This window comes from Rathayibacter sp. PhB179 (genome assembly GCF_004345345.1).
Classification (GTDB): Bacteria; Actinomycetota; Actinomycetes; order Actinomycetales; family Microbacteriaceae; genus Rathayibacter; species Rathayibacter festucae.
In genome coordinates this window covers 119,036-136,818 of the sequence record NZ_SLVD01000003.1, presented here as the reverse complement: position 1 = coordinate 136,818, position 17,783 = coordinate 119,036, and the positions used below count along the sequence as shown (strand labels likewise).

Sequence of the window (17,783 nt, the reverse complement as noted above, 5' to 3'; positions counted from 1 at the left end):
GGCGGACCGCCCTAGGCTGCCGGGATGAACGGCCCTGATGCGCTCTCCCTGGCGAGCTCCCTCTGCGATCCCGCCCGGAGTGCCCCGTGACTCCGGACGTCATCGTCCTGAACGGCGGATCGAGCTCCGGCAAGACGACGATCGCCCGGAGTCTCCAAGCGCTCCTGCCCGATCCGTGGTTGAGCGTCTCGATCGACACTCTGGTGGACGCGCTGCCGCCCGACCTCGACGGAGGTGGAGAGGGCGTCTCCTACGGCGACGACGGCGCGGTGGAGCTCGGCGACGCCTTCCGTCGACTCGAGTCGGCCTGGATGGCCGGCGTCGTCGCGACCGCCAGTGCCGGCGCACGCATCGTCTTCGACGACGTGTTCCTCGATGCGTCGGAGTCGCAGGAGCGCCTGCGCAGCCACCTCCGCGGACTCGACGTCGTCTGGGTGGGCATCCGCTGCGCCCCCGAGGTCGCGACCGCGCGTGAGCGAGCCCGAGGCGACCGCACCACCGGGATGGCGGCACACCAGGCGGAGTCCGTCCATCGCGGCGTCGCCTACGACCTCGAGGTCGACTCCGGACGGACTTCAGCAGTGGAGTGCGCGCGTCGGATCGTTGAGCACATCACCGCTCTCTCGCTCCGCTAGACGACGGCGACTTCGGGAGGGCTCGACCGCTGCTCGAGCGGTGCACTTCCCTTGCGTCATCGATAGACTTCGTCTCATGACCGAGCAGGAGCTGAAGTCCGTCGCCGAGGTCGCGCGAGAGCGCGGTGTCAGTGCGGCGCGCATCCGTCAGCTCATCGCTGCGGGGCGCATCCGGGCGGAGAAGGTCGGAGGCGTGCATGTCATCAGGGGTGATCAGAATGTCCCGGCCCCGCGTGTGTCCCGCCCACTCGGCGATCGGATGGCGTGGGGACTCGTCGCCACGCTCTCGGGTGCTGTGGACCCGGCTCTGACGAGGTCCGAGCGGAGTCGCATCACCCGGATGATCCAGCGACTCGAGAGCGCGGAGGATCCCGTGGCGGTGACGCGCTCGTGGACCGCGGAGCTTCTGCCGCCGGAGTCCCTGGAGCTTCCCACGGAACTCGTCGACCAGCTGCGGGGGGAGCGGGAGCAGCTCCCTGTCGGAGCATCGGATCCTCGAGCGGGCTTGCGTGACGCCAGCCGCCTCGAGATCCTCGTCTCCACCCGATTGAAGGCTCGGCTCCGAGGAGAGGACGCAGCAGCCGGCCCGTCAGCGACGTCTGTGATCCTGCATCACGTCCCCGATGCGCGGTGGCCGTTCGTCAGTGAGGGACCGGTGCCGATCGGGCTGAGCATCGCCGCGCTCGCGCGACGGACCGACCGGACGACGGCGCTCGCCGCGCGCCGTCTCCTGAGGCGAGCCCTCCCCTCTCACACGGAAGTCATGGCCGAGGTCGAGGCGGATCGTCTCGACCGTGATCGGTCCCTGCGTCGCGAGACCGCTCGCTCCGTCCAGCTCCACCGCGCCGCGTTGGAGCTCCTCGACCGCTCTCCGGACTCCCGTCCTCGGGCGGAAGAACGGCTCGAGCAGCTGCGAGGCAAGGTCCGCGGGGACGCGCACCGGTGGCTGGACGAGTGGGAAGAGCTGCTCCGCAGCCCGCTCTCCACGCAGATCGAGGCCCTGCTCGTCGAGACGGAGCACGCCCACGACCTGCGCTCGGTGTCACCGCTCGCCGGGCTGATCCCCGACGAGGAGCGATCGGCCGTGCTCGAGGCGAGCGCGTGAACCGGGCCGAGCTGGAGCACGGGATCCGCGCGGCGACGAAGATCATCCAGGCCGACGAGGTGATCATCATCGGCTCCCAGTCGGTGCTGGGCACCTGGAGCGAGTCGGAGCTGCCCGTCGAGGCGACGGCATCGAACGAGCTCGACGTCCTCCCGCTGAACGACACCGACAGTGAGACCCTGGCGACGAGACTCAGCGGAGTCGCCGGCGAGCTGTCCTCGTTCGACGCCACGCACGGGTTCCACCTGGACGGTGTCGGCCGGAGGACGGCGGTCCTGCCTCGCGGCTGGGAGGGCCGTCTCCTTCGAGTGCAGAACGACAACACCCGAGGGCGGATCGGCTGGTGCCTCGACCCGCACGACCTGTGCGTGGCGAAGCTTGTCGCGAACCGGGACAAGGACCGGTCCTTCGTCTCAGCCCTGGTCCGGCACGGTCTCATCGACCCGGAGCTCCTGCTGGAGAGGCTCGTCGACACCGATCTGGACGACGCGACGAGCGACACCGTCTGGAGCACGGCCCAGGGCCTTCTCGACCTCTGACGGCATCGCTCGCGGTCACGGCTGATCGAACCGCCGCCACCAACGAGAAGAACCCCTCGATCTCCGTGAGATCGAGGGGTTCTGCCGGTGTCCGAGGGGGGACTTGAACCCCCACGCCCTATACGGGCACTAGCACCTCAAGCTAGCGCGTCTGCCATTTCCGCCACCCGGACGAGTGTTGTTTCCGGCCTGCGTTTCCGCGGCCGAAGAAGACATTAGCACGGTTCGAGTGCCTCGGATGACACCGGCGGAGAGGGGTGCCGGGAGCCCGCCCGCTAGCGTGGGGGCATGACGTCCTCCGACAGCGCCGCCGCCCCCTCCGAGTCGGATCTCGACGAGACCGCGATCATCGCGCGGGACCTCATCCGCTTCGACACCAGCAACTACGGCGACGGGAAGGCCGAGCCCGAGCGCGAGGCCGCCGAGTACGTGGCGGCCCGTCTGCGCGATCTCGGCCTCGAGCCCGAGCTGATCGACTCCGATCCCGGCCGCACCAGCGTCGTCGCCCGGGTGGCGGGGGAGGACCGCGAGCGCGGCGCCCTCGTCGTGCACGGGCACCTCGACGTCGTCCCGGCCATCGCGGACAACTGGAGCGTCGATCCGTTCGGCGGCGTCATCAAGGACGGCATGCTCTGGGGCCGCGGCGCGGTCGACATGAAGAACATGGACGCGATGATCCTCGCCTCCCTCGGCGACATCCTCGGCAGTGGCCGGAAGCCGTCCCGCGACCTCGTCATCGCCTTCTTCGCCGACGAGGAGGCGGGCGGCGTCCGCGGCTCCGGCCACCTCGTCAAGACCCGCCCCGAGCTCTTCGCCGGCGCGACCGAGGCGATCAGCGAGGTCGGCGGCTACTCGATCGAGCTCGGCGGCAAGCGCGCCTACCTCGTGCAGACCGGCGAGAAGGCGCTGCTCTGGCTGACGCTGCGCGCGCGCGGCACGGCCGGCCACGGCTCGCAGATCAACGGCGAGAACGCGGTCACCCGCCTCGCCCAGGCGATCGCGCGCATCGGCAGCGAGGAGTGGCCCACCCGCCTCACCGACACCACCCGTGAGCTGCTCGGCGAGGTCGCCCGCATCCTCGGCCACGACCCGCAGCGCAGCACCCCGGAGGAGCTCGCGCTCGCCACCGGCACCGCCTCGCGCTTCATCGCGGCGACGCTGCGCACCACGGCGAACCCGTCGATGCTCTCCGCCGGCTACAAGGCCAACGTCATCCCGGACACCGCGGAGGCGACCATCGACGTCCGCGTGCTCCCCGGCGAGGAGGACGCCGTCCTCGAGCGCCTGAAGGTCCTCGCGGGCGAGCACGTCGAGATCCTGGTCCAGCACCGCGACATCGGACTCGAGGTGCCCTTCGCCGGTCCGCTCGTGGAGAGCATGGCGGCCTCGCTCCGCCGCTTCGACCCCGAGGCGGAGGTGCTGCCGTACCTCCTGTCCGGGGGCACCGACAACAAGGCTCTCTCGACGATCGGGATCACCGGCTACGGCTTCGCGCCGCTGCAGCTGCCGGGCTCGCTCGACTTCCCGGCGCTGTTCCACGGGGTCGATGAGCGGGTTCCGCTCGACGCACTAGTGTTTGGCAGGAAGGTCCTGACCGATCTCCTCCTGCGATCCTGATGGTCAGATCGACGACCACCACCGACCGCCTGCTGGCCGACGACGCCCCAGCCCTCCTCGAAAGTGACGCATGGGCCTGCTCGAAGCGCTGATCCTGGGACTCGTCCAGGGTCTGACCGAATTCCTCCCCATCTCCTCCAGCGCCCACCTCCGGATCGTGAGCGAGCTGCTCCCCGGACTGGACGGCAAGGACACCGGAGCGGCGTTCACCGCCATCACTCAGCTGGGCACCGAGACCGCGGTCATCATCTACTTCTGGCGCGACATCGTGAAGATCGTGTCGAGCTGGTGCCGCTCGCTGGTCGGCAAGGTCCCGCGCACCGACGCGAACGCCCGGATGGGCTGGCTGATCATCATCGGCAGCCTCCCGATCATCGTGCTCGGCCTGCTCTTCCAGGACCAGATCGAGACCACGCTCCGCTCGCTCTGGGTCGTCGCCACCACGCTCATCGTCTTCGGCATCCTGCTCGGCGTCGCCGACGCCGTGGGCGCGAAGAAGCGCCGGCTGCGCGACCTGAACGGCCGCGACGGCCTGATCTTCGGTGGCGCGCAGGCGCTCGCCCTCGTCCCCGGCGTCTCGCGCTCCGGCGGCACGATCACTGCCGGCCTCTTCATGGGCTACGAGCGGAAGGCCGCCGCGCGCTACTCCTTCCTGCTCGCGATCCCCGCGGTGTTCGGCAGCGGGCTCTACCAGCTGTACAAGAGCATCAGCGACCCCGAGATCCTGCCCAACCAGATCCAGGTCGGCGGGCTCGAGACGCTCGTCGCGACGATCGTGGCCTTCGTCGTCGGCTTCGTCGTGATCGCCTTCTTCATGAGCTACATCTCGCGCCGCAGCTTCCTGCCGTTCGTGATCTACCGCATCGTCCTCGGCGTCGTCCTCATGGTCGCGCTGAGCACGGGCCTCCTCGCCGCGTAGATGCGCACCTGGAACGCGTCGGTCGTCCCGGCCCTGCCCGGTCGCGGACCCGTGCCGGCCGTGCACGACACCGCCACGGGTGCGCCCGTCGAGCTCGTCGCCGCGGACGGCACCGCGCGCCTCTACGTCTGCGGCATCACGCCGTACGACGCGACGCACCTCGGCCACGCCTCGACCTACCTCGCCTTCGACACGGTGCAGCGGCTCTGGCGCGACGCGGGGTACTCGGTGCTCTACGCGCAGAACGTGACCGACGTCGACGACCCGCTGCTCGAGCGGGCGACGCGCGACGGAGTCGACTGGCGCGACCTCGCCGAGGAGCAGGTCGAGCTGTTCCGCGGCGACATGACCGCGCTGCGGATCCTGCCGCCGGACCACTACGACGGGGTCACCGAGACGATCGCGCCGATCGCGGAGGCGGTCGCCCGCCTCGAGAGCGCCGGCATCGCCTACCGCGTCGCCACGCCCGAGGCCGCCGTCGACGGGGGCGAGGACCTCTACTACGACATCGCCGCCGGCGAGAGCGACGTCTGGCGCCTGGGCAGCGAGAGCAACCTCGACGCCGCGACGATGGCCGACCTCTTCGCGCAGCGCGGGGGAGACCCCGACCGCGCCGGCAAGCGCGACCCGCTCGATCCGCTGCTCTGGCGCGCCGAGCGCGCGGGCGAGCCCGCCTGGGACGCCGCCGTCGGCCGGGGCCGTCCGGGCTGGCACATCGAGTGCTCGGTGATCGCGCTCGACCGCCTCGGGCCGGAGTTCACCCTGCAGGGCGGCGGGAGCGACCTGATCTTCCCGCACCACGAGTTCAGCGCCGCGCACGCCGCGTCGCTGTCCGGCCGGCCGCTCGCCCGCGCCTACGCGCACGCCGGCATGGTCGCGTACCAGGGCGAGAAGATGAGCAAGTCGCTCGGCAACCTCGTCCTCGTGTCGCGGCTGCGGGCGCAGGGGACGGATCCGCGCGCGATCCGCCTGGCGCTGCTGGCGCACCACTACCGCTCCGACTGGGAGTGGCTGCCCGAGGACCTGCCCGCCGCCGAGGAGCGCCTCGCCCGGTGGCAGGCGTCGCTCGCCACGAGCGGGCCGGCGTCGGCCGCGGACGTGCTCGAGCGCCTGCGCGCCGTGCTCGCGGTGGACCTCGACACCCCGGGCGCCCTCGCGGTGCTCGACGCGGCGACGGCGGGCGGCGTCGACGACCCCGCGCTCCTGAGCGACGCGATCGACGCGCTGCTCGGCGTCCGCCTGGGCTGAGCCTTCGGCCCGCCGGATCTCGATACGCCCGCTGCGCGGGCTACTCGATCAGCATGAAGGGGACGCGCTGCGCGGGTCGTCCGATCAGCGCGCGGGCTACGGGCGCCAGGGCTCCTCGCCGGAGCGGCCGTCGCCGCGGCGGCGGAGGTAGCGCTCGAACTCCTGGGCGATGGCCTCGCCGCTCGCCTCGGGGGAGTCGACGGTGTCGCGGGCCTGCTCGAGCTGAGCGATGTAGGCCGCCATCTCCTCGTCGTCGAGGGCGAGGGCGTCGATGCCGCGCTCCCACTCGCCGGCCTCCTCGACCAGATCGCCGCGCGGAATCGCCAGTCCGACGACCTCCTCGAGCTTCTCGAGGAGCGCGAGCATCGCCTTGGGCGACGGCGCGTTGTGCACGTAGTGCGGCACGGAGGCCCAGAGCGAGACGGCCGGGATGCCGACCTTCTGCGCGGCCTCGCCGATGACGCTGAGGATGCCGACCGGCCCCTCGTAGGTGGAGCGCTCGAGCTCGAACTGGGCGCGCATCTCCGCGTTCTCGCTCGAGGCGAAGAGCGAGATCGGCCTGGTGTGCGGCACGTCGGCGAGCATCGCGCCCAGGAAGACGACGGCGGAGATGTCGATCGCGAGCATGGCGTCGACGACCTCCGACGCGAAGCTCTTCCAGCTGCGCGAGGGCTCGGTGCCGATCATCACGTAGAGGGCGCTCTCCGCGTCCACCGAGGTGTCGGCCGGGCCGAAGATCTGGGTGCCGGGCCAGGAGAGGCTGCGGCGCCCGTCCTCGCCGATCGACAGCATCGGGCGGGTGTACTGGAAGTCGTAGTACTGCTCGGCGTCGACCGAGAAGAGGGGCACGAACTCGCCCGCGTCCTTCACCAGGCGCACCGCTCCGCTGGCCGCGTCGCCCGCGTCGTTCCAGCCCTCGAAGGCGACGACGAGGACGTTCCCCTTGATCACGTTCATAGGCGAGGTCTCCGTGTTCGGCTCGATGTCCGGGGAGCGCTGCGTGCGCTGAACCCGTTCGTCAAGGATAGGACCCGGCCCCGGACCCCTCCGTCCGGCCCGCGTCTTTCCGCTGTGCGCGTACGGTCGGCCCGATCAGGGCTGCCGGTACGATGGTCGCTCGTGACTTCCGACACCTCCCTCCCCGTGTCCCGGCCGCAGCCCCCGCTCCCGGAGGGCGCTCCCGCCGCGGTCCTCTGGGACATGGACGGCACGCTCGTCGACACGGAGCCCTACTGGATGGCGTCCGAGCACGCGCTCGTCGCCTCGTTCGGCGGCGTGTGGACGCACGAGGACGCGATGAGCCTGGTCGGCTCCGGCCTCCCCGCCTCCGCCCGCATCCTCCAGGGCAAGGGCGTCGACCTCTCCATCGAGGCGATCATCGACCGGATGACCGACGAGGTCGTCGCCCAGCTCGCCGAGAGCATCCCGTGGCGCCCCGGCGCGCTCGAGCTGCTCGCCGCCGTCCGCGACGCGGGGGTGCCCCAGGCGCTGGTCACGATGTCGATCGGACGGATGGCGCACGCCGTCGTCGACCGCCTCCCGTTCCCCGCCTTCGCCACCGTCGTCAGCGGCGACATGGTTGAGCGGAGCAAGCCGCACCCCGAGGCCTACCTCCTCGCCGCGCGGACCCTGGGTGTCGAGGTGGACGCCTGCGTCGCCATCGAGGACTCGCACGCCGGCCTCGCCTCCGCGGTCGCCTCGGGCGCCGCCGCGATCGGCGTGCCGCACCAGCTCGAGCTGGACGCCGACGCCCCCTATTCCCTCTGGCCCACCCTTGCGGGCCGAACCGTCGCGGACCTCGCGCTGGTGTCCTCCGAGCACCGCTCCCGCGTGCTCACGACCGAGACGGAGGCCCGCCGATGACCGGTGAGGCACTGCAGCATTCCGGACCCTTCCGCGCGGGCGACCGCGTGCAGCTGACCGGGCCGAAGGGGCGGATGAACACCATCACCCTCGTCCCGGGCAAGGTCTTCCACACCCACCGCGGCGGGATCGAGCACGACACGGTCATCGGGCTGCCCGACGGCTCCGTCGTCGTCAACACCGTCGGCGTCGAGCACCTCGCCCTGCGTCCGCTGCTCGCCGACTTCGTGATGTCGATGCCGCGCGGAGCGGCGATCGTCTACCCGAAGGACGCCGCGCAGATCCTCGCGCTCGCGGACGTCTTCCCCGGCGCCCGCGTCGTAGAGGCGGGCGTCGGCTCCGGAGCGCTCTCGCTCTGGCTGCTGCGCTCGATCGGCCCGGGCGGCCGGCTCTCCTCCTTCGAGCGCCGCGAGGAGTTCGCGGACGTCGCCCGCGCCAACATCGAGACGTTCCTCGGCTACACGCCCGACAACTGGAGCGTCACCGTCGGCGACCTCGTCGAGGAGCTGCCCGGCGCCGTCGCCCCCGGCGAGGCCGACCGCGTCGTCCTCGACATGCTCGCGCCGTGGGAGTGCCTCGACGTCGCCGCCGACGCGCTCACACCCGGCGGCGTCCTGCTCTGCTACGTCGCGACCGTCACCCAGCTCTCGCGCGTCGCCGAGGCGATCCGCGCGTCGGGCCTGTTCACCAACCCGGCGTCGAACGAGACCATGGTCCGCGGCTGGCACGTCGAGGGTCTCGCCGTCCGCCCCGACCACCGGATGATCGGCCACACCGGCTTCCTCATCACCGCCCGCCGCCTGGCGCCGGGTGCGGTCCTGCCGGAGCTCAAGCGCCGCCCTTCCAAGACGGACTTCAGCGACGAGGACGTCGAGGCCTGGACCCCCGGCGCGCTCGGGGAGCGGGCCGTCAGCCCGAAGAGCCTGCGCAAGCGGGTGCGGGAGTCGGCCACCAGCGCCGAGCTCTCGCGAGCGCGGGGCTTCGGCGAGGCCGACGCCGACGGCGACGGCGGTGCCGCGCCCGGCTCCGGTGACGACGAGGGCATCGTCTAAGCTGATCCCGGCTTTCCGGTCCCCGGGCCGAGCCGCCGTCCCGATCGTCTCGCACTCGGGCCCCACCACTCCCACTTCGTGAAACGAGGACCCGTGCGCAGGACCACCGCGCTCATCGCCGGCATCGGCATCGTCGCCGCCCTGACCGGATGCTCCGCGTCCTCGTCGAAGGCCGACTGCGACGCCCCCTACTCGTCCGGCGCCTCGTCGTCGGCCGTGAAGGCGACCGGCGACTTCGGCGAGCAGCCCGACGTGACGGTGCCCTCGCCGCTGAAGGCGGACGGCACCCAGGTCAGCACGCTGATCGAGGGCTCCGGCAACCCGCTCGAGAAGGGCCAGCTCGTCACGATCGACTACACGCTGGTCAACGGCGCCGACGGCTCGGTCCTCGAGGCCTCGCCCTACGACGGAGCGAGCACCGCCACCTTCACGGTGGGCGGCGCCGGGCTCGTCGGCCTCAACCAGGGCCTGCTGTGCAGCCAGGTCGGCTCGCGCGTCGCGATCGCGATCGCCCCGGAGGACGGCTTCGGCGACTCCTCCGCCCAGCTCGGCATCTCGGCCGACGACACCCTCGTGCTCGTCGCGGACATCGAGAAGGCGTCGCTGGCCCGCGCGAACGGCGAGGCCCAGCCGGTGCCGAACGGCTTCCCCGCCGTGACGCTGGACCCCGACGGCGTCCCCGGTCTGGCCAAGCCCTCCGGCGACGCGCCCACGACGCTCGAGATCGCCCAGCTGAAGAAGGGCGACGGCGCGGTCGTCGAGGACGGCGACACCGTCGTCGTCCAGTACACCGGCTGGCTCTGGGCCGACGGCAAGATCTTCGACTCCAGCTGGCAGAAGGGCGCCCCGGCGACCTTCGTCGCGACCGAGGGCCAGGGCGGCGTCATCCCCGGCTTCGCCAAGGCCCTGATCGGCCAGCCGGTCGGCTCCCAGGTCATCGCGATCATCCCGCCCGAGGACGGCTACGGGGACAACCCGCCGCAGTCCAGCGGCATCAGCCCCGACTCGACCATCGTCTTCGTGGCTGACGTCCTCGCGATCGACTGAGCACGCTGCTCCGCCCTCGCTGATCGAGCCGGGTCTCGATACGCCCCTGCGGGGCTACTCGACCAGCATGGTCGGAGTGCGCCTCGTCCCTTGCTGATCGAGTAGGCCGCGGAGCGGGCGTATCGAGATCCGGCGTTGTCGGGGCTGAGTGCGTGGGGTCTCGATACGTCGCTGCGGGGCTACTCGACCAGCATGATCGGGCGCGGCCATGTGCTCTGCTCGGGGTCCGAGGAGCGGCGGGGCCCGGCCCTAGACTGGAGGGCGTGCCCGCCGACGCTTCGACCTCGAGCCGCATCCCGGCCGAGGAGCGTCTGTTCAACCTGGTGCTGGCGCTCGTGGCCGCCGAGAACGGGCTGACGAAGGCCGACGTGCTCTCCACGGTGCAGGGCTATCGGCAGCGCTCCGACCCGGGCGACCGCGCCTCGCTCGAGCGGCAGTTCGAGCGCGACAAGGACGATCTGCGCGAGCTCGGGATCCCGATCGAGACGGTCGACGCGCCCGGCGACCCGGGCAACACCCAGACGGTCCGCTACCGGATCGCGAAGCGCAGCTACGACCTCCCCGCCGACCTCTCCTTCGACCAGGAGGAGATGGCGCTGCTGCGCCTCGCCGGCGCGGTCTGGCGCGAGGGCACGCTCTCCGCGGAGTCGCGCCGCGCCCTGATCAAGCTGCGCTCGCTCGGCGTCGACTCGGTCGACCCGGTGATCGGCATCAGCCCCTCGATCCGGGTGCGCGAGGCCTCCTTCGAGCCGCTCAACGCGGCGCTCGACCGCGGCCAGGTCGTCCGCTTCCCCTACCTCAAGCCCGGTGGCGACGAGCCGCGGACGCGCACCGTCCGTCCGCGCGCGCTCGTCAACCACCAGGGCCGCTGGCACCTGCACGGCTGGGACGAGACCGCCGAGGGCACCCGCACCTTCCTCCTCTCCCGCATCGTCGGACCCGTCGCGACCACCGGTCGCACCGCCCCGGCCGAGCCGGGCGACCACGCCGCCACCGCCCTCGCCCAGCTCGACGAGATCCTCGCCCGCAGCACCGCCCTCCTGCAGGTCGCGCCCGACTCCGACGCGGCACTCCGGCTCGGCGTGCGCGCCGAGGCGGCGGGGGAGGGCACAGACCTGCTGCGCCTGCACTTCACCGACGCCGACGTCCTCGCGGACGAGCTCGCCGGCTACGGCCCCGAGGTCGTCGTCCTCGAGCCGGAGGAGCTGCGCCGCAAGGTCGTCGACCGCCTGCGCCGCTCCCTCGCCGACCACGCCGTCACCGAGCACGGGGGAGCCGCCCGTGGCTAGGCCCCGTTCGCTCCAGGCGCGGGACCGCCTGGCCGTCCTGCTCTCGCTCGTCCCGTACCTCCTCGACCGCGGCCGGGTGAGTGTGGCCGAGGTCGCCGCGCACTTCGAGATCGCCGAGGAGGAGGTCCGCCGCGCCGTCCGGCTGATCGCCGTCTCCGGCATCCCCGGCGAGACCTCGCAGTACCAGTCCAACGACCTCTTCGACATCAGCTGGGACGACTTCGAGGAGAACGACCACATCGTCCTCACCCAGCAGGTCGCCATCGACGACTCGCCGCGCTTCTCGGCGCGCGAGGCCGCGGCGCTCATCGCCGGGATGCAGTACCTGGCCGCCCTGCCCGAGAACCAGGGCAACGATCGCATCGCCTCGCTGATGGGCAAGCTCGCCCGCGGCGCCTCCTCGGCTCCGACCGCCGTCGCGGTCGCCCGGGGCGTCGGCGCGGACGCCTCGCTCGCCACCCTCCGCACCTCGCTCGCGGCCGGGACGCAGCTCGCCTTCGACTACCGCAGCGCCCGCGGCGAGACGGAGTCGCGGCTCGTCGACCCGTTCCTGCTGGAGTCGGTCGACCGCGACTGGTACCTGCGCGGCTGGGACCACCTGCGCGAGGGCGTCCGCACCTTCCGCGTGGACCGGATGCGCGCGCTCACCGACACCGGGACCCCGATCGTCCGCCGCCGCAACGAGGTCACGCTGCCCGACCGGCTGTTCGAGGCGTCCGCCTCCGACCTCCTGATCGACCTCCGGGTCGCCCCGGGCTCGGTCGCGCTGCTGGGCGACTACGCCGCGGACGCCGAGTTCCCGTCGGTTCCCGCCGGAGACGAGGGTGCGGGAGTGCTCGTCCGGATCCGCGTCGCGCACCTCGCCGGTCTCACCCGCCTGGTCGCCTCGCTGCCCGGGCTCGTGACCGTCGTCGCCCCCGAGGCGGCGCGCACCGCCGTCGCCGAGTGGACCCGCGCCGCGCTGACGGCCAACGGAGAGGAGACCCCGTGACCTGGTGGTCCTGGATCCTGATCTGGCTCGCCCTCGCGATCGCCGCCCTGGCGGTGCTCGTGCTGTTCGGGCTGTCCTACTGGCGGAAGGGCCGGCTGCTGCTCGGCCAGCTGGAGGAGATCACCGCGAAGCTCGACGCCCTGCAGGTGCCGGAGCCCGCCGAGGCGTCGACCCGGCCGCCGTCCTCGCTCTTCGCCGATCGCGACGAGGTCCGCCGCGGTCACGAGTCCCGCCGGGACGCCCGCCGGGAGAGGACCGAGGATCGCCGGTCACTCCGGGTCGAACGGGGTAGGCTCCTGGTACACCGCAACCGACAAGTGAAGTGAGACTGCAATGTTCGCTGGCCTCCAGGGGTGGCACCTCCTCATCATCCTCGCCGTCATCCTCCTCCTCTTCGGTGCGCCCAAGCTTCCTCAGCTCGCGCGCAGCGTCGGGCAGTCGATGCGCATCTTCAAGAGCGAGGTCAAGACCATGAAGGACGAGGACGGGACCGAGCGCAAGGACGCGACGGACTCGACCACGGCTTCGGGCTCGACCACCGCCACGGGATCCGCCACGGGTACGACCACCGGCACCGGCACGACGCTGCCGCCCGAGTCCCCGCTCAAGTAATGACTTCCGTGGCAGCGAAGAAGCCACGGACGAAGCGAGCGGGGAAGAACCCCGAGGGACGCATGTCCCTCGGGTCCCACCTGATCGAGCTTCGCAACCGGCTCTTCATCGCGGCGATCGCGATCGCGGTCTGCTGCGTCGCCGGCTGGTTCCTCTCGGACTGGGTGCTCGAGGCCCTCAAGGCCCCGATCGCCGAGGTCGCCCGCGATCAGAACAAGACCGCGGTCCTCAACTTCGAGACGATCACCGGCGCGTTCGACCTCAAGCTCCAGATCGCGATGACCATCGGCATCGTGATCGCGAGCCCGGTCTGGCTGTTCCAGATCTGGGCGTTCCTCGTCCCCGGTCTGACCGGCAAGGAGGTCCGCTACGGCCTGGGCTTCATCCTCACCGCGATCCCGCTGTTCTTCGCGGGCTGCGCCTCGGGCTGGTTCGTCTTCCCGCACATCGTCGAGCTGCTGACGAGCTTCACCGGCTCGGACGCGGCGAGCGTGCTCAGCGCGAAGACGTACTACGACTTCGTGCTCAAGCTCGTGCTGGTCGTCGGCATCGCCTTCGTGCTGCCGGTCTTCCTGGTGCTGCTGAACTTCGTCGGCATCCTGCCCGGCTCGCTGATGATCAAGTCGTGGCGTGTCGCCATCATGGTGATCGTGCTCTTCACGGCGATCGCCACCCCGGCGGCGGATCCGATCTCGATGTTCCTGCTGGCGATCCCGATCACGATCCTGTTCTTCGCCGCCTGCGGCATCGCGATCCTGCACGACAGGCGCGTCGCCAAGCGGCAGATCGTCTTCGACGGCAGCCCCTCCGACCTGCCGGCGTGACCGGCGCCACTCCCGCCGAGCGCTTCGCGGCGTTCCGCACACGACAGGGCCACGCGAGGGTCGAGGCGTTCCGCTCGACCCTCGCGTTCGACCTCGACCCCTTCCAGTACGAGGCCTGCAGCGCGCTCGACGACGGGCGGAGCGTCCTCGTCGCCGCACCGACCGGTGCCGGCAAGACGGCAGTGGCCGAGTTCGCCATCCACCTGGCGATGCAGGATCCGAACGCCAAGGTCTTCTACACGACGCCGATGAAGGCGCTCAGCAACCAGAAGTTCCAGGAGTTCGTCGAGGACTACGGAGCGTCCGAGGTCGGCCTGCTCACCGGCGACTCGAACGTCAACGCGCGCGCCCGGATCGTCGTGATGACGACCGAGGTGCTCCGCAACATGCTCTACGCGGACTCCGACCTGCTCCGCGACCTCGCCTACGTCGTGATGGACGAAGTGCACTACCTGGCCGACCGCTTCCGCGGCGCGGTCTGGGAGGAGGTCATCATCCACCTCCCGCAGTCGGTCCGGCTGGTGTCGCTCAGCGCGACCGTGTCGAACGCCGAGGAGTTCGGCGACTGGCTGCAGACCGTCCGCGGCGAGACCGAGGTCATCGTCTCGGAGGAGCGGCCGGTGCCGCTCGACCAGCACGTCCTCGTCGGCGGCAAGCTGCTCGACCTCTTCGACTCGTCCGGGCGCGCGGCGACCAACCGCGTCAATCCCGAGCTGGCGCGCCTCGCGCAGGGCGGCACCCGCGTCGAGCGCGGCGGTCGCGGCTCCGGTCGCGGCCGGGGTGGCGGCGGCGGTCGCTTCCATGAGACCCGCACCGAGGACCTCGTCCCGCGCTCCGAGGTGGTCGAGATCCTGCGCGGCAAGAACCTGCTGCCGGCCATCTTCTTCGTCTTCAGCCGCAACGGCTGCGACCAGGCCGTCCGCCAGGTGCTGCGCTCGGGCGTCCGGCTCACCGAGCGGCACGAGCGCGACGAGATCCGCGCGATCGTCGAGGAGCGCTGCCGGACGATCCGCGACGAGGACCTCGCGGTCCTCGGCTACTGGGAGTGGCTCGACGGGCTGCAGCGCGGCGTCGCGGCGCACCACGCCGGCATGCTGCCTGCGTTCAAGGAGGTCGTCGAGGAGCTGTTCCTCCGCCGCCTGGTCCGCGTGGTCTTCGCCACCGAGACGCTCGCGCTCGGCATCAACATGCCCGCGCGCACCGTCGTGCTCGAGAAGCTCGAGAAGTTCAACGGCGAGTCCCGGGTGCCGATCACGCCGGGCGAGTACACCCAGCTGACCGGTCGCGCCGGCCGCCGCGGGATCGACGTCGAGGGCCACTCGGTGATCCAGTGGCGCGGCGGGATGAACCCTCAGGCCGTGGCCTCGCTCGCCTCGCGCCGCACCTACCCGCTCAACTCGTCCTTCCGGCCCAGCTACAACATGGCGGCCAACCTGATCGACCAGTTCGGCCGGGCGCGCACGCGCGAGATCCTCGAGTCGTCGTTCGCGCAGTTCCAGGCGGACCGCTCCGTCGTCGACCTGGCGCGTCGCGTCCGGCAGCAGGAGACCTCGCTCGAGGGCTACGTCACCGCGATGCAGTGCCACCTCGGCGACTTCGAGCAGTACGCCGCGATCCGCCGCGAAATCGGCGAGCTGGAGCGCCGCGGCGCCGTCCGCGGCGAGTCCGCATCGCACAGCGAGCGCGAGAAGCGGCAGGGGCAGCTCAGCGATCTGCGCCGCCGGATGAAGGCGCACCCCTGTCACGCCTGCTCGGATCGCGAGCAGCACGCCCGCTGGGCGGAGCGCTGGTGGAAGCTGCGCAAGGAGACCGACGAGATCGAGCGTCAGATCCGCTCGCGCACCGGCGCGGTCGCCCGCATCTTCGACCGGATCACGGACGTGCTGAGAGAGCTCGGCTACTTCCGGCTCGACGAGGCCGGCGAGCTGTCCCTCACCCCGAACGGCCGGACGCTCAAGCGCATCTACGGCGACCGCGACCTGCTCGTGGCCGAGTGCCTGCGCAAGCAGGCCTGGACCGAGCTCGACCCGGCCGGTCTCGCCGCGATGGCGTGCTGCCTGGTCTTCGAGCCCCGCCGCGAGGAGGGCACCCTCGGCGAGAAGCACCTCCCGCGCGGCACCTTCCCCGAGGCGCTCGAGAAGACGCAGCTGCTGTGGGCGAAGCTCGACGACGTCGAGCGCGACCACCGGCTTCCGGGCAGCAACCCGATCTCCACCAGCCTGGCGCTGCCGATGAACATGTGGGCGCGCGGGATGCCGCTCGACGCGGTCCTCCGCGAGTCCGACATGGCCGCCGGCGACTTCGTCCGCTGGGCGAAGCAGACGATCGACCTGCTCGACCAGCTCTCGCTCGTGGCCGAGGGCAAGGTCGGGCGCGCCGCCCGTGCCGCGCTCGAGCTCGTCCGGCACGGCATCGTCGCCTACTCGACGGTCGCATGAGGCCGGTGATCTCGGCGCCCACCGGGCGCACGGCACCGCTGTGGCTGGCGATCCCGCTCGCGGCCCTCGGCGGGGCGACCCTCGACCGCGGCTTCCCCGACTCCGACGTCTGGCCGCTCGCGATCGTCGGCACCGCCGCGATCCTGTTCGCGCTGGCCGGCCGCGGCTTCTGGAGCGGTGCGCTGGTCGGCCTCGTCGGCGGCGCGGTGTTCTGGGGTGTGCACATCCAGTGGCTGACGCTCTACCTCGGCCTCGTGCCGTGGGCGGCGCTGGCCGGGCTGCAGGCGATCTTCTTCGCGCTCTCCTCCGGGCTGACGGCGATGCTGCTGACGCGGGGGCAGCGGGTCTGGACCGGGCCGCTCGGCCGGATGATCGGGCTGCCCGCGCTGGTCGCCGCGCTCTGGGTGGGACGCGAGACGATCACGATCCAGTGGCCGTACGGCGGGTTCGCCTGGGGGCGGCTCGCGCTCTCGCAGTCGATGGGGCCGCTCGCGGACCTCGCCGCCTGGATCGGCTTCTCGGGCCTGAGCTTCGTGGTGGCGTTCCTCGCGGCGACGCTGGCGCAGGCGGTGCGGACGACGTCTGTTCCGGCCTCGGGCCGCGCGGCCGTCGTCGCCGGCTTCTCCATCGTCGCCCTCGTCTTCCCGGCCTGGCCCGCGCCGACCGAGGGGACGACGCGGATCGCCGCGGTGCAGGGCGACTCCGACGCGGGTCTGTTCTCGCAGAGCTACCGCGGGCAGATCCTCGAGGACCACACCTCCGCGACGCTGCCGATCATCGACGAGGACGTCGACATGGTGGTCTGGCCGGAGAACGGCGTCGACGTCGACCCGACGCGGAACGCGCAGTCGGCCGCCGTCCTCGACTACCTCAGCAGCCGGATGGACGCGCCCTTCATCGTCGGGACGATCACGAACCCCTCCGACGACGTCTTCTACAACAGCTCGCTGCTCTGGAAGGCGGGGGAGGGCGCGACCCAGATCTACGACAAGGTGCACCCGGTGCCGTTCGCCGAGTACATGCCGGACCGCGCCTTCTGGCGGATGTTCGCGCCCGACCTGGTGGACCTGGTCAGCCGCGACTACTCGATCGGCACCCGCTCGAACGTCTTCGACATCAACGGGATCCTGGCGGGCATCGCGATCTGCTTCGACATCTCGGACGACTCGCTGACGAACGCCATGGTCGACGGCGGGGCGCAGCTGGTGCTCGCGCAGACCAACAACGCCGACTTCGGGCGGACGGACGAGAGCGTTCAGCAGCTGGCCATCGCGCGGCTGCGGGCGATCGAGACGGGCCGCAGCGTGGTCAACATCTCGACGGTCGGCACGAGCGCGATCATCGCGCCCGACGGCTCGACGATCGACTCGCTGGAGTGGTTCGAGCCGGGTGCGATGGTGGACGAGGTACCGCTCGCCTCGGTCACGACCCCGGCTCTGGTCTGGGCGCGGAACCTCGGCTGGTACTTCCTCGCCGCGAGTCTCATCGGGCTCGTGTCGTTCGTGCTCCGGACGCGCGAGCCGCGGCGCCGCCGCTAGCGCTCGATCCGCGTCCGGGCACGAAGAAGGGTCCGCCGGCCGGCGAGGACGCCGGCCGAGCAGGAC

Annotated in this window: 17 protein-coding genes and 1 tRNA gene; 16 read left to right on the top strand and 2 right to left on the bottom strand. The window is 71.5% G+C overall.

Annotated features, from left to right (window positions below; genetic code table 11):
• The first annotated feature begins 86 nt into the window (after nucleotides 1–86).
• The 3 genes from cpt to EDF43_RS07890 all read left to right on the top strand — a co-directional run bounded on the left by cpt (nucleotide 87) and on the right by EDF43_RS07890 (nucleotide 2,279).
• Nucleotides 87–635: a chloramphenicol phosphotransferase CPT gene (gene cpt, locus EDF43_RS07900; protein WP_132436213.1), complete on the top strand. Its 549-nt coding sequence runs from the start codon at nucleotides 87–89 to the stop codon at nucleotides 633–635.
• Between the two features lie 763 nt (nucleotides 636–1,398).
• Nucleotides 1,399–1,740 carry a hypothetical protein gene (locus EDF43_RS07895; protein WP_165909052.1) on the top strand — a complete coding sequence of 114 codons (342 nt, stop codon included), beginning with the start codon at nucleotides 1,399–1,401 and terminating at the stop codon, nucleotides 1,738–1,740.
• Entirely contained in the window at nucleotides 1,737–2,279 is a 543-nt protein-coding gene (locus tag EDF43_RS07890; protein ID WP_132436211.1) for a DUF6036 family nucleotidyltransferase, read from the top strand. The genes EDF43_RS07895 and EDF43_RS07890 overlap by 4 nt, the downstream gene beginning before the upstream one ends.
• Nucleotides 2,280–2,367: 88 nt before the next feature.
• Here the strand turns inward: EDF43_RS07890 and EDF43_RS07885 are convergent.
• Nucleotides 2,368–2,452, bottom strand: a tRNA-Leu gene (locus tag EDF43_RS07885).
• Between the two features lie 115 nt (nucleotides 2,453–2,567).
• On the opposite strand from EDF43_RS07885, the gene EDF43_RS07880 reads away from it, so the two are divergent.
• The 3 genes from EDF43_RS07880 to mshC all read left to right on the top strand — a co-directional run bounded on the left by EDF43_RS07880 (nucleotide 2,568) and on the right by mshC (nucleotide 6,063).
• Nucleotides 2,568–3,896 (top strand): M20/M25/M40 family metallo-hydrolase, encoded by a 1,329-nt coding sequence (locus EDF43_RS07880; protein WP_123735753.1) that lies wholly within the window; start codon nucleotides 2,568–2,570, stop codon nucleotides 3,894–3,896.
• Between the two features lie 70 nt (nucleotides 3,897–3,966).
• A complete protein-coding gene (locus EDF43_RS07875; protein WP_123446324.1) occupies nucleotides 3,967–4,815 on the top strand; it encodes an undecaprenyl-diphosphate phosphatase in 849 nt (282 codons plus the stop codon).
• The gene (mshC, locus tag EDF43_RS07870) at nucleotides 4,816–6,063 is read left to right on the top strand and encodes a cysteine--1-D-myo-inosityl 2-amino-2-deoxy-alpha-D-glucopyranoside ligase (RefSeq protein WP_132436210.1); all 1,248 of its coding nucleotides are present in this window, start codon (nucleotides 4,816–4,818) and stop codon (nucleotides 6,061–6,063) included.
• A gap of 96 nt (nucleotides 6,064–6,159) precedes the next feature.
• On the opposite strand, the gene EDF43_RS07865 is transcribed toward mshC, so the two are convergent.
• Complete coding sequence (locus tag EDF43_RS07865; RefSeq protein ID WP_123704219.1) at nucleotides 6,160–7,020, bottom strand: PAC2 family protein; 861 nt, start codon at nucleotides 7,018–7,020, stop codon at nucleotides 6,160–6,162.
• Between the two features lie 162 nt (nucleotides 7,021–7,182).
• On the opposite strand from EDF43_RS07865, the gene EDF43_RS07860 reads away from it, so the two are divergent.
• The 10 genes from EDF43_RS07860 to lnt all read left to right on the top strand — a co-directional run bounded on the left by EDF43_RS07860 (nucleotide 7,183) and on the right by lnt (nucleotide 17,717).
• Nucleotides 7,183–7,926 (top strand): HAD family phosphatase, encoded by a 744-nt coding sequence (locus EDF43_RS07860; protein ID WP_279389002.1) that lies wholly within the window; start codon nucleotides 7,183–7,185, stop codon nucleotides 7,924–7,926.
• Nucleotides 7,923–8,978 carry a tRNA (adenine-N1)-methyltransferase gene (locus EDF43_RS07855; protein ID WP_132436209.1) on the top strand — a complete coding sequence of 352 codons (1,056 nt, stop codon included), beginning with the start codon at nucleotides 7,923–7,925 and terminating at the stop codon, nucleotides 8,976–8,978. Before EDF43_RS07860 ends, EDF43_RS07855 begins: the two co-directional genes overlap by 4 nt.
• Before the next feature lie 93 nt (nucleotides 8,979–9,071).
• A complete protein-coding gene (locus tag EDF43_RS07850) occupies nucleotides 9,072–10,025 on the top strand; it encodes an FKBP-type peptidyl-prolyl cis-trans isomerase (protein WP_165909051.1) in 954 nt (317 codons plus the stop codon).
• Between the two features lie 263 nt (nucleotides 10,026–10,288).
• Complete coding sequence (locus EDF43_RS07845) at nucleotides 10,289–11,314, top strand: WYL domain-containing protein (RefSeq protein ID WP_132436207.1); 1,026 nt, start codon at nucleotides 10,289–10,291, stop codon at nucleotides 11,312–11,314.
• Entirely contained in the window at nucleotides 11,307–12,305 is a 999-nt protein-coding gene (locus EDF43_RS07840; protein WP_123735748.1) for a WYL domain-containing protein, read from the top strand. The genes EDF43_RS07845 and EDF43_RS07840 overlap by 8 nt, the downstream gene beginning before the upstream one ends.
• A complete protein-coding gene (locus tag EDF43_RS07835) occupies nucleotides 12,302–12,631 on the top strand; it encodes a hypothetical protein (protein WP_123446331.1) in 330 nt (109 codons plus the stop codon). The genes EDF43_RS07840 and EDF43_RS07835 overlap by 4 nt, the downstream gene beginning before the upstream one ends.
• A gap of 7 nt (nucleotides 12,632–12,638) precedes the next feature.
• Nucleotides 12,639–12,917, top strand: a complete 279-nt coding sequence (gene tatA, locus EDF43_RS07830; protein WP_123733127.1) for a Sec-independent protein translocase subunit TatA — start codon at nucleotides 12,639–12,641, stop codon at nucleotides 12,915–12,917.
• 62 nt (nucleotides 12,918–12,979) lie between these two features.
• Complete coding sequence (gene tatC / locus EDF43_RS07825) at nucleotides 12,980–13,741, top strand: twin-arginine translocase subunit TatC (protein ID WP_123704207.1); 762 nt, start codon at nucleotides 12,980–12,982, stop codon at nucleotides 13,739–13,741.
• Nucleotides 13,738–16,179, top strand: coding sequence for a DEAD/DEAH box helicase (locus EDF43_RS07820; protein ID WP_132436206.1), 2,442 nt, complete (start codon nucleotides 13,738–13,740; stop codon nucleotides 16,177–16,179). Before tatC ends, EDF43_RS07820 begins: the two co-directional genes overlap by 4 nt.
• On the top strand, nucleotides 16,176–17,717 hold the full coding sequence (lnt, locus tag EDF43_RS07815; protein ID WP_132436205.1) for an apolipoprotein N-acyltransferase: 1,542 nt from the start codon (nucleotides 16,176–16,178) through the stop codon (nucleotides 17,715–17,717). Before EDF43_RS07820 ends, lnt begins: the two co-directional genes overlap by 4 nt.
• Nucleotides 17,718–17,783: the final 66 nt, after the last annotated feature.